The following is a 14,796-nucleotide window of genomic DNA, read 5'->3' as shown; positions in this document are numbered from 1 at the left end:
GGATGAAAGACAAAAGGAGAATCCCTCGCCCCCAAAATGTCCTTCATAATGGGGATGAAAGACAAAAAGAGAATCCCTCGCCCCCAAAATGTCCTTCATAACACGGATGAAAGACAAACGTAGTATCCCTTGCCCCCCAAAATGTCTTTCACAACCGGAATGAAGAAAAAAAGATAGCCCGCCGCGCAAATGTCTTTCATAACAGAAAAAGAACAAAGCGGGAGCCATCCCTATCCTTTTGTAAATCTGTCTTCAACCCTCTTATACAAACAAAATCACGACAAAATAAACGGCCATGGCGGCGAGGCCGATTGGGAGGCCGAACCGGGCCCATTCCCGGCTTGTGATCCGGAGTTTTCCGGCGGAGATAATATTCGGGATATTGCCGGGTACAAGCATGCCTCCGCTGATCAGCAGTCCGAGCAAAATGGCCTGTACCGTTTTGTCCGCCATTTTCGGGCTGATTTCTGCTGCTGCCAGTGTCGCATTGTCCAGCACGGCTGAAATCATATTGATCCAGTACAAAATAAACGGGCTCAAATCGAGCAGGAAGCGGTTAATGAGCGGTTCAAACCCTGCGCCGAGCAGGGTCAGCCCCATCACAAACAAGTAAATTTTCACTGTCCGCCCCGCAATTTCCACATACGACTCTCGTTTATGCGCCGTTTTCAGCCCGATCGCCGACTGTTCGGGTTTGATCACAATGGCAGCCAGAATGCCGAAAATCACAACTGCCGAAATGACTTCCGGCCCGATCAGGCGAAGCAAATAGAAAAAGTCCTCCCCCAGCTTGCTGATCGCAAGGGTGGAGAGCGGTTCGCCGATCGGCGTCAGTGCGGCGCCGAGCCCGATGGAAAAGCAGGAGTAGACGACGAGCTGTGTTTCCGATTTCCGGTCAAGCCGCAGCACGCTGACAATCACGACTAAAATTAAAGCGGCAATAATGGCCGTGATGACACTCGAAAGCAACCCGAGAATGATTACCGTCAAGGCAGCCAGAAGCGGAAACGGTATCCCCCGGTTAATGGCGGAAATTACTTTTTCAAGCGGCCGCTCCAGCCAGCGGAACAACAGGCCGGCTACAAATACGGCAATGGTGATGTTAACCGGGTCTTCCAAAGCCTTTCTCAACAGAGGCTTGTCTAGGACACCGCCGGCAATGGCCGCAGCCCATCCCATGATAAACAAAAATATTTCCAAATTGCGCTCGACAAATGGCACAAAAAAAGGCAATAACAAGACGAGCGCCAGGATGATGATCAAAGCGGAAATCATCGGCTCAACCCTTTCTGTAAAAAAACTTATATAAAATGAACTTAAGTTTTTACATCAAGCCCGAGCATCCATTTGCATGAGAACTACTTTTTTGCGGCAGGCAATAGAACGGCAATATTTTGTCCATTTTATATAGTTTTACCTGAAATATTCATAGCTACAAATCCCATTTGATAAATTTTGTTAAATTAGTTGAAAATAACGGTATTTAATTAAGAACCGTAGCCAATTCATAAAATAACTGAATTTTCAATAGAACAACTCTGGTATTTTGGGCATACTTGCCCCTTGACTGAAAAATTTATTTTTTCAGTTATGAGAAGTATTCTATTGGTCATTCCAATTGTAGCTTTTGAATTCGATTCAGTACATCCCAAAAGAAATTTTGATACACAAAACTCGATGATAGTTTGAAGTAAAGGGATCTGCCTGATTTCACGACTTTACTTGCCGCTTTAATTAACCGAGTACGTATCGTATCAATTTGCATCGTTTTTTGACCTTCCGGAAAACAAAGAGTTCGTAACCAATTGGTCAAATTATATGCAAGAAGTGTTAACATCATTTTTACTTCGTTCACTAGAAAAGCGTGGCTATTCATATGATCAAAGTAAAAGCCATTTTTTGCTTCTTTGATATAGTTTTCCATCGTCCCTCTTTTTTGATAAGCTCGGACGATATCTTGAGGAAAAGCTAATTCAAAGTTAGTAACAAAAAAGGAATGGGTAAAGAACAGCTCACCTGCAGGACGTACCGATTGAATAATCACCCTTCTTGGTTTTGACCATGATTTTGCTTGGTAAATCGTTTCTTCATAATAGGTTTCCGTCTTGGAAACATCTAAAGGTGCGGAAGAAGGATGGTATTCCTTCGCTAAACTTTGTAGTTGTGAATTCGATTTCAACCGAATAATATACAAAACAGATTCTTCTTCACACAGATCGTATAATCCCGGAACAGCAAACCCGCTATCTCCACGAAGAAACAGGGTAGTTTCCGGAAACATTTCGTTATAATGTTTAATGAGAGGCCGAATAAATTCCACCACACCATTTGATGTATAAACATTTCCGGGACGGAGTTGTGCTTTCAAAAAGTCACCAGTCGCACCATCAAAGGCGACTAATGGATGAAAACCCATCGTGCCATAATGAGTATTATATGACGAAGATTCTTGGTCCCCATATGTATCCGAATGAGTCGAATCCAAGTCGATAAATAACTCTTTCGATTGTCGAAAACAATGAATCTTATCAAGCATTTCTTGGTTAGCCAGATTTAATTGTTCAATTGAATCTTTATCAAATCGTGTATAAAAGCGAGACAAACTGGGCTGGGAAGCAAGTGTTGGAGTTTCAATGATTTCCTTAAACACAGGATCATGAGTCAACTGATCAGCCGCATCATCTTCCGCATACCCGGCAATGAGTTGATAGACTTTTTGACGTAACAAGTTTTCATTTGAATGAAGATAATATTTCCTTGAATCGTTAAGTCTCAAGTACTTAGGGCTTGCTGAATAAGCAAAAATTCCAGATTTGACAAGGATTTTGGCTACTTTTGTCGAATATAAAGTGTAAGGATTTCAAAGGAAACACGTAAAAAACCTTGCACTTGGAGGCTGTTACGATGTACAAAAAGACCGAACATCAATTAACTTTTGTAGATGATTTTTTTCTACCATTCGGTGGGAAATGAAATAAAGAAAATCGCTGGGTCCGTCTTGCTGAAATGATTCCTTGGTGGATGGCCGAAGAAAAGTATGCCAAGTCCTTCAAGAAGAAATTCAAAGGCGAAAAGGCTTATTCTGTCAGAATCGCTCTTGGGGCTCTTTATATCAAAGAACGGCTTGGGCTGTCTGACCGGGAAACAGTCGAACAGATCACAGAAAACCCGTATCTTCAGTATTTTATCGGCTTGCCTGAATTCCAGGAAAAAGCCCCATTCGACCATTCTCTGATGACTCGTTTTAGAAAACGTTTGGGCGCAAATATCATCAACGAACTGAATGAATGGATCGTTCTGGAAGAACAAAAACGCCAATTGGAAGAAGCATCTAAGGAAAACGACAACAATGATGATCAGGATCACGACGATGACGATCATGATGATGAAGATCGTAATGATCATGATCATGATCGTGGCGATCTTCAGCCTTCCGGTTCCGATTCAGAAAAGCATTCAACTGAATCGGCTTCTCCCAAAACGAAGAACAGAGGAAAGCTCATTTTGGACGCAACCTGTGCACCGGCTGATATTGCTTACCCTACAGACCTCGGGTTGTTGAACGAAGCCCGTGAGAAATTGGAACATATCATTGATGTCCTGCATGAACCACACAAAGGGAAATTACGTAAGCCACGGACCTACAGAAAAAGAGCCCGCAAGGACTATCTTTCTGTCGCTAAGCAACGTAAAGCTGGCGCCCGGAAAATCCGGAAAGCTGTAGGCAAACAGCTCGGATATGTGAAACGAGATCTGGAGATCATTAAAAATCTTGTTTCCCAAAGCTCTCTGTCTCTTTTAAGCAAAGATGAATACAGGCAACTTCTCGTGATTCATGAACTTTACCGCCAACAGGCAGAAATGTACAAAAAGAAAACACACCGGGTTGACCACCGGATTGTAAGCATTTCCCAGCCACATGTCCGTCCAATTGTGCGCGGCAAGGCAAAAGCGAACGTGGAGTTCGGTTCAAAAGTCGCCATCAGTGTCGTAGATGGTTATGCCTTGATTGAGCACCTCGACTGGGAAAATTACAATGAAGGGACCACTCTCAAGGAATCTGTTGAAAACTACTACAACCGGTTCGGATTTTATCCGGAAGCGATCTTGGCAGATAAAATTTACCGAAACCGTAATAATCTGGCATACTGCAAATCTCTTGGCATTCGTCTGAGTGGGCCAAGGTTAGGACGCCCATCCAGAACGGAAGACAAAACCTTGGAACGCGTCGCAAGGCAGGATGCCTCTGAACGTAATGCCGTTGAAGGCAAATTTGGCGAAGGCAAGCGCAAGTATGGGCTGGGCCTTATTCGAGCACGCCTTCAGGAGACCAGCGAAACAGTAGTAGCCCTTCAATTCTTCATACTGAATCTGGAGCGCAAGCTCAGGGTTCTTTTTTTTAATTTTTACACAACACTATTTTATATTTTGATAATCGGAATTTGGCTTGTATCTGACCAAATTTGATTCGTTCAGCAAGCCCTACTTAACTAAAGTCTTTGAAAAACCAATTTTTTCATCGAATTCTCTAAAAAGAAACTCACCTGTATCGGAGGAAAGAGAACCTCCATCATTTGACAATTTAATTTTATGATTGAAATCAAGTGTTTTTTGCGTTAAAGTAACCATATAAAGAGTCCTTTCTGTTTGGTTTTTGTTTTGGTTACTTTAACTTTAACAGAAATGGATTCTTTTTTCATTTTTTTAATGAATTACAATAAAGCCGAAAAGGCTTGGTAATCCATAAGTTATAATAAGTTTCTGAATTTCTGTGAATAATTCAGGTTTTATTTTACCATAAAAGACATTTTCACTTCGTTTCACACCACAGCCTCCCATTTTTTTCCACCCCGTTACCCCTTCACGTAAAATTTTACACATACGGGCCATGCACATTTCCGGGCATGCGCCTATATACTAATACAGCCGGTAAGAAAAATGGCACGGCAAAGCGGCTTTTGCATGGGCCGCAGGAAGTAGAGAAATTCAGGAAGGGTGAGCCGGAATGTGCGGAATAACCGGATGGGTCGATTTTCAAAAAGACTTGCGGAGTGAACTGGAAACGGTCAAAAAAATGACAGAGACGTTGACCAAACGGGGACCGGATGATACGAATTACTGGCTTTCGCCGCATGCGGCATTCGGCCATAAACGGCTCGTCGTTGTTGACCCTTTATGCGGTGTGCAGCCGATGACGCGGCAAAAGGACGGAAAGATGTATACAATTTGCTATAACGGCGAATTGTACAATACGGAAGATTTGCGCGCGGAGCTTTTGAAAAAAGGCTATACTTATCAGGGCCACTCGGATACGGAAGTGCTTTTAACCGCTTATATCAAGTGGGGAGAGGCATGTGTGGACCGTCTGAACGGTATTTTTGCGTTTGCGGTCTGGGACGGGAATAAGGAACAGGTATTTGCGGCACGCGACCGCCTCGGGGTAAAGCCGTTTTTTTACAAAGCACACGGAAGCGGGCTTTTGTTCGGCTCGGAAGTAAAAGCGATGCTCGCCCACCCGGACGTGAAAGCGGAAGTGGATGAGGCAGGGCTTGCCGAAATATGGGGGCTCGGGCCGTCGAGGACACCGGGGACGGGAATATTTCGCGGCATGGCGGAACTGCGCCCGGCACATGCGCTGAAGATGGATCGTAACGGATTAAAAGTGTGGCGGTACTGGAACGTGAAAAGCACGCCGCATACGGAGGCAGCAGAGGAAACGGCGGAAACGATCCGTTCGCTCATTCAGGATGCGATTGTCCGTCAGCTTGTCTCGGATGTCCCGGTTTGCACGTTTTTATCCGGCGGCGTCGATTCAAGCGCCATTACCGCCATTGCTGCAGGCCATTTTCAAAGGGAAGGAAAAGGGCGGCTGCATACTTTTTCCATTGATTACGAAGGGAACGACCGCTATTTCAAAGCGAATGATTTTCAGCCGGATGCTGACGGGGTATTTATCCGCAAGATGTCAGAAGCATTTGATACAGTCCACCATCATTGCGTGATCACGCAGGAAGAACTGGCCGAATCTTTAAAAGCGGCGGTTCTCGCCCGGGATGTGCCGGGAATGGCGGATGTTGACTCATCGCTGCTCTGGTTTTGCCGCGAGATCAAAAAGGATTTTACTGTAAGCCTTTCGGGTGAGTGCGCGGATGAAATTTTCGGCGGGTATCCGTGGTTCCGGCGCGAAGATGATTTGAACCGTGAAGGCTTCCCGTGGATGCGGTCCCTCGGTGAACGGATCGGCCTGTTAAAAGAAGGCTGGCAGGAAAAATTGCAGTTAAAAGATTACGTGATGTCGAAATATGAAGCGTCTGTGGCAGAAGCGCCGCTTTTGGACGGCGAAACCGATTTGGAAAAAAAGCGCCGCCAGCTGTTTTACATCAATATGCTCTGGTTTATGGCAACGCTCCTTGACCGGAAAGACCGGATGAGCATGGGGGCGAGCCTCGAGGTGCGCGTGCCGTTTGCCGATCACCGGATTGTGGAGTATGTCTGGAATATCCCGTGGGAGATGAAGATGTACGGCGGCAGGGAGAAGGGCATTTTGCGGAAAGCGCTGGAGGGCATTTTGCCGGAAGAGATTTTATACCGAAAAAAAAGCCCGTATCCGAAAACGCACCATCCGGCTTACACGGCAGCGGTGAAGCGGTGGCTCAGTGAAGTTTTGGAACAGAAAGATTCCATTTTGTATGAATTTCTGCATCGCGATCAATTAATGGAGCTGATGGAGACAAACGGGAAAGCATTCCGGACGCCGTGGTTCGGACAGCTGATGACGGGCCCGCAGCTGCTTGCCTACCTCGCCCAGATCCATTACTGGTTTGAAACATACAGGATTGACATCAAAGCTTAGCCGGCTGCTTCAAGCCGGTTTTTTTGATTTCAGGGAGCTTCACAAGTGCTTTAAAACGTGAAATAGTCCAACCGGATCATCAGGAGAAGTCCCGGTTCAGGCAAATTTCGCAGGTGCCTCAAACCCCGCCCCTGCTGATCCGATTTTCCCTGTTGCTGAACCCGTGCGCCTGTTTTTTACTTTCTTTTTTTCGTTGCTTCTTCCGGCTGCGGCACGGCAGGCCGGATCCCGCTGCCGAATAAGTTCTTTGTAAACCGGATCCACTCTTTTACCGCAAAAGAAAGGTATTGGTGTTTCGGCCAGATGATTGCCAGATTCCACGGGAGGACAGGTTCTTCCAGATGAATGATTTTGACGCGTTCCGGGTTAAACGCATGGCATATCGTACTCGGCAGCAGGGCAATGCCGAGATTGGACGCCACCAATTCGCAGATAAGGTCCCACTGCGTGCTTTCGTAAACAATATTCGGCATAAACCCGAGCTTCAGGCATTCCTTTATAATCTGGTCGTGAAGGGCAAAATCTCTGTGGAAAAAAATGAATCCCTCCTCTTTCAGCTGTGTCAGCCGGACGCTTGTGCAGCCTGCAAGCGGATGGGACGGGTGCACAAGCAGCACAAGCCGGTCATGGACAAACGAAAAATGCCCGAACACCTCATCATCAACCGGCATCACGACGGCGCCGAGATCCAATGTCCCATTTTCGACATCATGGACTACTTTTCTTGTGACATCCTCCACGAGCTGGATTTTAATATCCGGGTAGGCATGATGAAATTCATCAATAACCCGGGGAAAATAGCGCGACCCGATCATTGGCGGCAGCCCGATCCGGATCGTGCCTTTTTTCAGGCCGGCCACATCATTGATCGCATCTGTCAGCTGCCGGAAAGCTTTCAGCGTTTTTTGCGCCTGCTGAAAAACGGCCTGCCCGGCATCGGTTAAGACGATTTTTTTCCCGGCGCGGTTAAACAAGGGGACGCCGAGTTCTGCTTCAAAGCTTTTAATCATTTTGCTGATTGTCGGCTGCGATACATAACATTCCCGGGCGGCTTTCGTGAAGCTGCCGTGGGTGGCAACGGAAACAAAGTACTGGAGATGCTGGATATCCAACTGGAACCCTCCTTGTATAGATAAAAGGCATTTTTACCATTCTATATATTCATTTTACCTATTATCGCAGGCGCGGTAAACTAGTTATAGAAGGTGAAAATATTGAAAAAAATCCTGATCGGAATGTTACAGATTGCCGGTTTGTATCTGTTCGCTGAAGCCATGGGCGCGGTCGCAAAACTGTTGCGCATCCCGCTGCCGGGCAGCATGCTGGCAATGATTGTCCTCTTTCTCCTGCTGCAATTCGGCATTGTAAAAATGGGCTGGATTGAAATCGGGGCCAATTTCCTGATGGCGGAGCTGCTGTTGTTTTTTATTCCGTCAGCAGTCGGCATGGTAAAGTATAGAAACCTGCTTGTCCATAACGGCCCGGAAATCCTGGTTGTGATCCTGATCAGCCTGATTGCCGCGATGGCTTGTTCGGGATGGCTTGCGGACAAAATTGCAAATCGAAGGAGCGTGAAGATGCGTGATCGTTAAAATTGTGTGCCTGCTGTTAACGGTTGGAAGTTACTGGATTTTCAAAAAACTGCACGGGAAATATAAAAAAATCTTTGTTTCCCCGCTCTTGGTCACGCCGGTATTATTAGGCGCCTTTTTACTCGGGGAAGATATACCGTACCGGGACTACCAGAAAGGCACCTCTGTTTTAACGGATTTGCTGCAGCCGGCCATTGTTGCTTTTGCTGTGCCGCTTTACCGCCATTTTAAAATCGTCCGCCAATATGCGGTTGAAATTTTAATCGGCATCGGGGCGGGATGGCTGATGGCAGTATTCCTTTCCTCGGCCATCGCCACGCTTTTCCATTTCAGCAAAAGCCTGGAGCACAGTATCATCCCGTTTACGATCACAACCCCGATTGCAATGGGCGTCTCTGAAAAAATCGGCGGCGTGCCGTCTATAACGGCTGTCTTTGTGATCTTGAACGCGATTATCGGCTCTGTGATGGCGCCGTGGCTGATCAAGCATCTGCGCATTAAAAACGAAATTGCCCATGGCATCCTGCTTGGAACGCATGCGAACGGGATCGGCACCTCTAAAGCGTTTGAACTCAGCGCCCGGTCAGGCGCCATTTCCAGCGTCAGCATGATTATCGTTGCGGCCATTTCCATTTTTGTTACGCCGTGGATGGTATCCCATATCATTCATTAATCTGAAAGCCGCATATTCTTCCTTTTTCAATGCAAAATATAGCTGTAAAAAAGGAAAGGAGCGTGCAAATGGGCAGGCAAAAATACGGAAACCAGAATGCTGAGCGGAATAAAAATGCCAAGCTTGGAAATGAGGTTGCAGAAGAACTCGTGGAATTCTCCACGGGGAGAAAAGATGAAATCGACCAGAAAAAGAAAAAAGGTGTGCGTAAATAAAGGAAGCTGGCCTCGCCCCGTGCAGGCCGGCTTTTTTGTTTTGATGGAAAATCCGCCCCGAAACCGGTACAATGATAGTAACAGGCCTCTGGAGGAAGTGGTGAATTTGGCAAAAATAGCAAAAACAAATGCGATGCGGCTGCTTGATGCGCAGAAAATCCCGTACGGCATGCTGTCGTATGAGGTAAAGGACGGGAAAATCGACGGCATCTCCGTTGCGGCAAAAATCGGCAAACCGCCGGAAGCCGTTTATAAAACCTTGGTCACGCAGGGGCACAGCGGTGAACTTTATGTGTTTGTCATCCCGGTTGCGGCAGAACTCGACCTGAAAAAAGCCGCAAAAGCAGCGGGCGAGAAAAAGATCGAAATGATCCATGTGAAAGATATCCAAAAATATACCGGCTATATCCGCGGTGGCTGTTCCCCGATCGGTATGAAAAAGCACTATGTGACATTTGTCGATGAGAGCGCAGCAACGCTTGATGAAATCGTTGTAAGCGCAGGAAAAATTGGGACACAGATCACTCTTTCCCCGCAAGGATTGCTGGAAGCTGCCCATGCAAGATATGCCGCTTTAACGCAGGAAACGCGATAAAGCGGCATATCCTTTATTTTGCCGGTGCAGATGTTTCGCCCGGCATGTTATAGACCATTTTCCCGCCGTAATGGCCGGTCAAAGCCAGCGTGGTTGTGCCAGCAATGCACAGGACAAGCACAAGCGGCATGATCCATTTATACGGTTTGAAACGGGCGAGCAGTTTGAAAAATAGGACGGCGCCGAAAATCGCCATGGTAATCAGGGCGTAATGTTCATGTGTTTCGACCATCGAATGTACCGCCTGCCCCCATTTTTCCCTTGCATCCGGAATCGCGGAGTCGCCTGTCATATAACTGGCGATTCCCATCACAAAACCGCTGCCGAATAAATACAGCGCCATCTTATTGAAAAATTCTTTTTTCCACAGTGCAACAAACTGAAAGATAACCCCGAATATCAGCAGGGCAATCGGAAAATGCACTAGTAACGGGTGTATCGGTGTTCCCATTTTGATAATCCCCTTCTTCTTTAATTTACAGGCCCAGTATACAAGCCGTATCTGAAATGAAACTGAAAAAACAAAATTAACTTAGAAGCTTTTCTACCCGCATGGTATGATAAAAATAAGAAATCTTTTCGGACGAGGGGATGAAATATGAAAATTTTACTGGCGGAAGACGATAGGCGTTTCGGCAAATTGCTCCATCATATGCTGGAAAAAGAAAAACATCAGGTCGCATGGGAACAGGACGGTGAACGCGCTTATGACGAAGCGGTGTTCGGGTCTTATGACATGCTGGTGCTGGACTGGATGATGCCCGGCCTGGAAGGGATTGAGATCTGCCGGAAACTGAGGAGACAGGGTTTCCAGGGGGGCATTATCATGGTGACGGCACGGGATGCAGTTGATGATGTGGTTGCCGGGCTTCGGGCAGGCGCAGATGATTATATTGTCAAACCATTTGCCTTTGATGAACTGGTGGCGAGGATTGATGCGCTCGGCCGCAGGAAGTTGAAAACATATCAGGAAACCATCACATGCGCTTATCTGGCATTGCATCTTGAATCCAAGCAGGCGGAAGCAAATGGCAAAATGATCCCGTTAACAAGACAGGAATACCAGCTTTGTGAATATTTCATGCGCAATAAAAACCTTGTTTTGCCGCGCGAAAAGATCATCGAGCATATTTGGGGGCTGGACGAAGATATTTCCGATAACGCGCTCGATGCCCTGGTAAAACGCGTACGTAAGAAAATTGACAGAGAAGGGGAAAGGTCCTTGATTGAAACTGTGCGGGGGCTCGGATACAGAATGAATGATGGCCATGTTTAAACCGATCCGGAAAAACTTAACCATTGTTTACATATTGACCTTTTTTCTGTTTCTTATCTTTATTCTTGCCGTCATGTATGTAACCGTCCAAAAAGTGGCGGAAAGGGAACAAGCAAGAGAAATCCGCCAGTATATGAAACAGGAGGCGGCCATCAGCAAAAGCGGGATCGCACGTTTAAAAGGAAAACCTGCCGAAAAGGTGAAGGAAGCGGACCATCCGTATTTCTACTATATTTTTAAGCCGGACGGCACCCTGCTCAAGGGAGAGGAACTGATTCCCGGCTTCCACACAAAGATGAAAAAATTTGTTACGGAGAAAAGCTCCCCATCTGGCATGTATGAAACGGAATATAAAGAACGGCATGCAATGTACCATGCCGGGATGAGAACCGTCCCGGGCATAGGCCGTGTGTACACGGTGGTTGGAATTGAAACAACAGGCGCGCATCTTGTTTTGAAAAAACTGCTTTTGCTGTTTCTATTCCTGGCTGCTGTATTTACGGGGGTGCTTGCGCTGCTCAGTTATTTTCTGGCCGGAAAAGCAATTGTGCCCATCCAGCAGGCTTTTGACAAGCAGCGGAAATTTGTGTCGGATGCATCGCATGAACTGCGGACGCCGGTCAGCGTTTTTTACAGTTCGGCTGAGCTGCTGGAACGGGAAGAGGGGGAGAATTTGAGCGCGTTCGGCAGGGGAATTGTCGCCGATTTAAAAACGGAAGCCAAATTAATGGCAGCCATGCTCGATGATTTGCTTTTCCTCGCAAGGAGCGACCAGAACGTGCAGCCGTACCGTTTCGAAGAAGTAGGGCTTTATGATTTATGCACTTCCATCGCCCGCCGGTTCCAGTCCGGGCTGCCGGAAGAGATTCTGCTTGTGAACAACCTGCAGGACTGCCCGGTTGTCTGGGGGGATCCGACAAGGCTGCAGGAACTGGTTTATATTTTTCTTGAAAATGCGCGCCAATACACGGAAAAAGGGTTCATCAAACTGTCGTTGTACAAAAGAGGCAGCTTTGCCGCGATTGAAATCGCGGACAGCGGAATCGGCATTGACGCCCATGACCTTCCCCGTATTTTTGAACGGTTTTACAGAGGAGATAAAGCAAGGGTGCGTGACGGAACCGGTCTCGGCTTGTCGATTGCGGAGACCATAGCGAAAAAACATGGCGGCAGGATTGAGGTGGAAAGCAAGCCGGGAGAAGGCACCATTTTTACCATTTTCATTCCTTTAAAGGAGGTGCATCATGGATAAACTGGAAGTGGAATACCAAATTGCCGATTTGAAAGCGGATTATGTCCGCCTGCAGCAGGATTTGGAAAAACTTGAGTATGTAAAAGGGAATCTCCACCCGCTCGAAAAACAGCTCGCGGAGATTGAACAGGCATTAAAGAAACTGTACCAGCAATTGGACCGCTTTTAATTCTTTTGCTTGCAAAGAAGAGGGCAGATTGCTTTTTCACCGGATCGCTTCAACTTTAATAAGATTGCAAGAGCCGGTTCCGGCAGAAAAGGAAAAACGGTTTCCCCGGGTTTAAGCAAAAAAAAGCGGCAAATGCTGCTTTTATGCAGGTATCGCCGCTTTTTTCTATTTTTTTGCATCCCAAAGAAAGTCCGTGACAATCCGGTCCACGCGCTTATTCTCATGAAGGCTGCTGTGTTGCGCATTTTTTCCGTAAACAATTTTGGACGTATACTGCTTTTTCGGCACGATGAACCTGCCGCCAAGCGCGCTGTCCAGGGAAACAAGGGAATCCCCCGATGCCGGTTTTTCCACAACGCCTGCAATGGCAAGCACCTGAATATGCGGGCTGAAGCGGTTTTTGTTGGCATATAAAGCTTTGAACGCTACGGAACCCGGAAGCAGGTCGCGCGCCGCATCGCCGGTATTATTCGGATTTTGCTTAAAAACACGGATAAGCACGCCTTCATAAGGGCTTCCAATCGTGACAAGCTTTTGAATGACCGGATATTGCCGCCTGCCGGAAGTATCTTCAATATATTTTGTGCAAATCAAACCGCCCATCGAATGCCCGACGAGATTTGCTTCTTTCACATCGTATTTCGTATAAAGAATGTGCATGGTTTTTTCAAGCCAGCCGGCCGTTTGCCGGAAACTTGCACGGTTATCGGAAAAAATGACCTGGATCATCGGATGCCGGGCCCGGTTGGAAATTTCCCCATTGACCACAATCATCCCGTCTTTTGTGACGCGAATCACCATTGCTTTTTCAGCAACTCCGCTTTTTTCCAGCCGGCCGAGCATCCCGTTAAACGATCGGGCCGTTCCTTTATACCCGTGTACAAAAACAGTCGGAACGGGTTTTTGTGCCGGCGGGGCCGCAGCAGCATTGCTTTTGTCCGTACGATGGGAAAACCATACAGTTGAAAGGCTGAGCATAAGAAACAAACAAATCATGGCCAGAATCGCATTCCGATGTTGGATATATGGCATGCTAACACCCCTTGATGGAAGTCATGGTGTAACTTTCCTGCGAAATGATGTTCATTTTATCATACAAAATAGCGAAAGGGAATAGGGAGAAAGCGGTTGTAACAGAATTTTTCCGATGCCATTGACGAAGAAAAAGTTTCATTCTATGATGTGGAAAACGCTGGTTTCTTTACTGGTGAATAGGCAGGCGTAAAGGAGGGAAAACTCTTGTTGTCTCGTGTATACGATGATGGTTATAAATGGAGGAAAAGTTGTGGATTCAATACTTGAACGAATTCAAAAGGAAATGCATCACTTTACGGGCACTGAAAAGAAAATTGGCACATATATTTTGGAGCATTCTGAGATGGTTCCGACGATGACCACAAAAGATTTATCAGAAAAAACCGGCGTAAGTGAGTCAAGCGTTGTCCGGTTTTGCAAAACAATCGGCATGGCAAGTTTTAAAACGTTTAAGCTGGAGCTTGTGAAAAATTTAACTTTAACCGAAAGCCATATGACAGATTTTTCAATTTTGCAACAAAAAGATTCTCCTTATGATTTATTCCAAAAAGTCACTTATGGGAATAAAAAGGCGATAGAATCGTGTGTTTCTTCACTTGACAGGAGAGAGCTGGAAAAAGCCGCCGATGTGCTTGAAAATGCCAGAAAAGTGGTGTTTTTCGGTGTCGGCGGGTCGGTAACTGCCGCTGTCGATGCATGCTATAAATTTACAAGGCTGGGCTGCCAGTCTATTTTTTCCCAGGATTACCATTACCTGATCTCCCTGATTCCCTATATGAATAAAATGGATGTGTTTGTGGCGCTCAGCGTTTCAGGGCGGACGAAGGATGTACTCGAACTCGCTGATTTTGCGAAAAGGAAAGGGGCAAAAGTGATTGCCATCACGAATATGGAGAAATCCCCGCTGTACAAAGAAGCGGATATTAGGCTTTGCACGCCGGTAACCGAGGAAGATTTCCGGATCGGAACGACGTCTTCGAGAATGGCGCAGCTGAATATCATTGACGCGCTCTATTTAAGTGTTTTTCAGCGCAAGGGGGAAGACATTTTGAAGTATTACAATGAAACGAGAAACGAATACCTCAGGCTGCGAAGATAACGGGAATTTTGTAAAAGCCCCTACACAAGATTTATAT

The 14,796-nt window shown here is 46.4% G+C and carries 13 protein-coding genes and 3 pseudogenes; 10 read left to right on the top strand and 6 right to left on the bottom strand.

Annotated features, from left to right (window positions below):
- Positions 1-261 precede the first annotated feature (261 nt).
- Positions 262-1,275 (bottom strand): DUF1646 family protein, encoded by a 1,014-nt coding sequence (locus NSQ19_RS15005; RefSeq protein ID WP_014096687.1) that lies wholly within the window; start codon positions 1,273-1,275, stop codon positions 262-264.
- 334 nt (positions 1,276-1,609) lie between these two features.
- Positions 1,610-2,782: pseudogene (locus NSQ19_RS15000) on the bottom strand (IS1380-like element ISBco1 family transposase); the annotation flags it as partial.
- A 122-nt stretch (positions 2,783-2,904) separates the two neighbouring features.
- Between NSQ19_RS15000 and NSQ19_RS14995 the strand changes: the two are divergent.
- Positions 2,905-4,457 (top strand): annotated as a pseudogene (locus NSQ19_RS14995) (IS5 family transposase).
- 28 nt (positions 4,458-4,485) lie between these two features.
- Here the strand turns inward: NSQ19_RS14995 and NSQ19_RS14990 are convergent.
- A pseudogene (locus NSQ19_RS14990) lies at positions 4,486-4,629 on the bottom strand (transposase); the annotation flags it as partial.
- A gap of 376 nt (positions 4,630-5,005) precedes the next feature.
- Between NSQ19_RS14990 and asnB the strand changes: the two are divergent.
- A complete protein-coding gene (gene asnB, locus NSQ19_RS14985; RefSeq protein ID WP_340703113.1) occupies positions 5,006-6,853 on the top strand; it encodes an asparagine synthase (glutamine-hydrolyzing) in 1,848 nt (615 codons plus the stop codon).
- A gap of 176 nt (positions 6,854-7,029) precedes the next feature.
- Here the strand turns inward: asnB and NSQ19_RS14980 are convergent, their stop codons facing one another.
- Entirely contained in the window at positions 7,030-7,965 is a 936-nt protein-coding gene (locus NSQ19_RS14980) for a LysR family transcriptional regulator (RefSeq protein ID WP_340703112.1), read from the bottom strand.
- A gap of 102 nt (positions 7,966-8,067) precedes the next feature.
- On the opposite strand from NSQ19_RS14980, the gene NSQ19_RS14975 reads away from it, so the two are divergent.
- From NSQ19_RS14975 to ybaK, 4 genes are all read left to right on the top strand, one after another.
- On the top strand, positions 8,068-8,445 hold the full coding sequence (locus tag NSQ19_RS14975; RefSeq protein ID WP_019720397.1) for a CidA/LrgA family protein: 378 nt from the start codon (positions 8,068-8,070) through the stop codon (positions 8,443-8,445).
- Positions 8,435-9,118: an LrgB family protein gene (locus NSQ19_RS14970; protein WP_017552357.1), complete on the top strand. Its 684-nt coding sequence runs from the start codon at positions 8,435-8,437 to the stop codon at positions 9,116-9,118. The genes NSQ19_RS14975 and NSQ19_RS14970 overlap by 11 nt, the downstream gene beginning before the upstream one ends.
- A gap of 68 nt (positions 9,119-9,186) precedes the next feature.
- Positions 9,187-9,333 (top strand): hypothetical protein, encoded by a 147-nt coding sequence (locus NSQ19_RS14965; RefSeq protein WP_013860809.1) that lies wholly within the window; start codon positions 9,187-9,189, stop codon positions 9,331-9,333.
- Between the two features lie 106 nt (positions 9,334-9,439).
- Positions 9,440-9,928 carry a Cys-tRNA(Pro) deacylase gene (gene ybaK, locus NSQ19_RS14960; protein WP_026104576.1) on the top strand — a complete coding sequence of 163 codons (489 nt, stop codon included), beginning with the start codon at positions 9,440-9,442 and terminating at the stop codon, positions 9,926-9,928.
- Positions 9,929-9,941: 13 nt separating this feature from the next.
- Here the strand turns inward: ybaK and NSQ19_RS14955 are convergent, their stop codons facing one another.
- Entirely contained in the window at positions 9,942-10,379 is a 438-nt protein-coding gene (locus tag NSQ19_RS14955) for a DUF2231 domain-containing protein (protein WP_013860807.1), read from the bottom strand.
- Between the two features lie 147 nt (positions 10,380-10,526).
- Here NSQ19_RS14955 and NSQ19_RS14950 point away from each other — a divergent pair, with 147 nt between their 5' ends.
- The 3 genes from NSQ19_RS14950 to NSQ19_RS14940 are packed head-to-tail and all read left to right on the top strand — an operon-like array spanning position 10,527 to position 12,625.
- On the top strand, positions 10,527-11,204 hold the full coding sequence (locus NSQ19_RS14950) for a response regulator transcription factor (RefSeq protein ID WP_013860806.1): 678 nt from the start codon (positions 10,527-10,529) through the stop codon (positions 11,202-11,204).
- On the top strand, positions 11,188-12,456 hold the full coding sequence (locus NSQ19_RS14945; RefSeq protein WP_041819555.1) for a sensor histidine kinase: 1,269 nt from the start codon (positions 11,188-11,190) through the stop codon (positions 12,454-12,456). The genes NSQ19_RS14950 and NSQ19_RS14945 overlap by 17 nt, the downstream gene beginning before the upstream one ends.
- Positions 12,449-12,625, top strand: a complete 177-nt coding sequence (locus NSQ19_RS14940) for an SE1832 family protein (RefSeq protein WP_013860804.1) — start codon at positions 12,449-12,451, stop codon at positions 12,623-12,625. The genes NSQ19_RS14945 and NSQ19_RS14940 overlap by 8 nt, the downstream gene beginning before the upstream one ends.
- A 165-nt stretch (positions 12,626-12,790) precedes the next feature.
- On the opposite strand, the gene NSQ19_RS14935 is transcribed toward NSQ19_RS14940, so the two are convergent.
- The gene (locus tag NSQ19_RS14935) at positions 12,791-13,657 is read right to left on the bottom strand and encodes an alpha/beta hydrolase (protein WP_340703111.1); all 867 of its coding nucleotides are present in this window, start codon (positions 13,655-13,657) and stop codon (positions 12,791-12,793) included.
- Positions 13,658-13,910: 253 nt separating this feature from the next.
- Between NSQ19_RS14935 and NSQ19_RS14930 the strand changes: the two genes are divergently transcribed.
- Positions 13,911-14,759, top strand: coding sequence for a MurR/RpiR family transcriptional regulator (locus NSQ19_RS14930; RefSeq protein WP_118498706.1), 849 nt, complete (start codon positions 13,911-13,913; stop codon positions 14,757-14,759).
- Positions 14,760-14,796 lie beyond the last annotated feature (37 nt).

The organism is Weizmannia sp. FSL W8-1119 (assembly GCF_038008605.1).
GTDB classification, from domain to species: Bacteria; Bacillota; Bacilli; order Bacillales; family Bacillaceae_C; genus Weizmannia; species Weizmannia coagulans.
Note: the sequence above shows the minus strand (reverse complement) of the source record. Positions and strands in the feature narration are given on the sequence as shown.

What these genes read in the sequence shown, in the direction of transcription:
- NSQ19_RS15005 (WP_014096687.1), bottom strand. Translation starts at nt 1,275, where the DNA reads ATGATTTCCGCTTTGATCATCATCCTGGCGCTCGTCTTGTTATTGCCT.
- asnB (WP_340703113.1), top strand. Translation starts at nt 5,006, where the DNA reads ATGTGCGGAATAACCGGATGGGTCGATTTTCAAAAAGACTTGCGGAGT.
- NSQ19_RS14965 (WP_013860809.1), top strand. Translation starts at nt 9,187, where the DNA reads ATGGGCAGGCAAAAATACGGAAACCAGAATGCTGAGCGGAATAAAAAT.
- NSQ19_RS14955 (WP_013860807.1), bottom strand. Translation starts at nt 10,379, where the DNA reads ATGGGAACACCGATACACCCGTTACTAGTGCATTTTCCGATTGCCCTG.
- NSQ19_RS14950 (WP_013860806.1), top strand. Translation starts at nt 10,527, where the DNA reads ATGAAAATTTTACTGGCGGAAGACGATAGGCGTTTCGGCAAATTGCTC.
- NSQ19_RS14945 (WP_041819555.1), top strand. Translation starts at nt 11,188, where the DNA reads ATGATGGCCATGTTTAAACCGATCCGGAAAAACTTAACCATTGTTTAC.
- NSQ19_RS14940 (WP_013860804.1), top strand. Translation starts at nt 12,449, where the DNA reads ATGGATAAACTGGAAGTGGAATACCAAATTGCCGATTTGAAAGCGGAT.
- NSQ19_RS14935 (WP_340703111.1), bottom strand. Translation starts at nt 13,657, where the DNA reads ATGCCATATATCCAACATCGGAATGCGATTCTGGCCATGATTTGTTTG.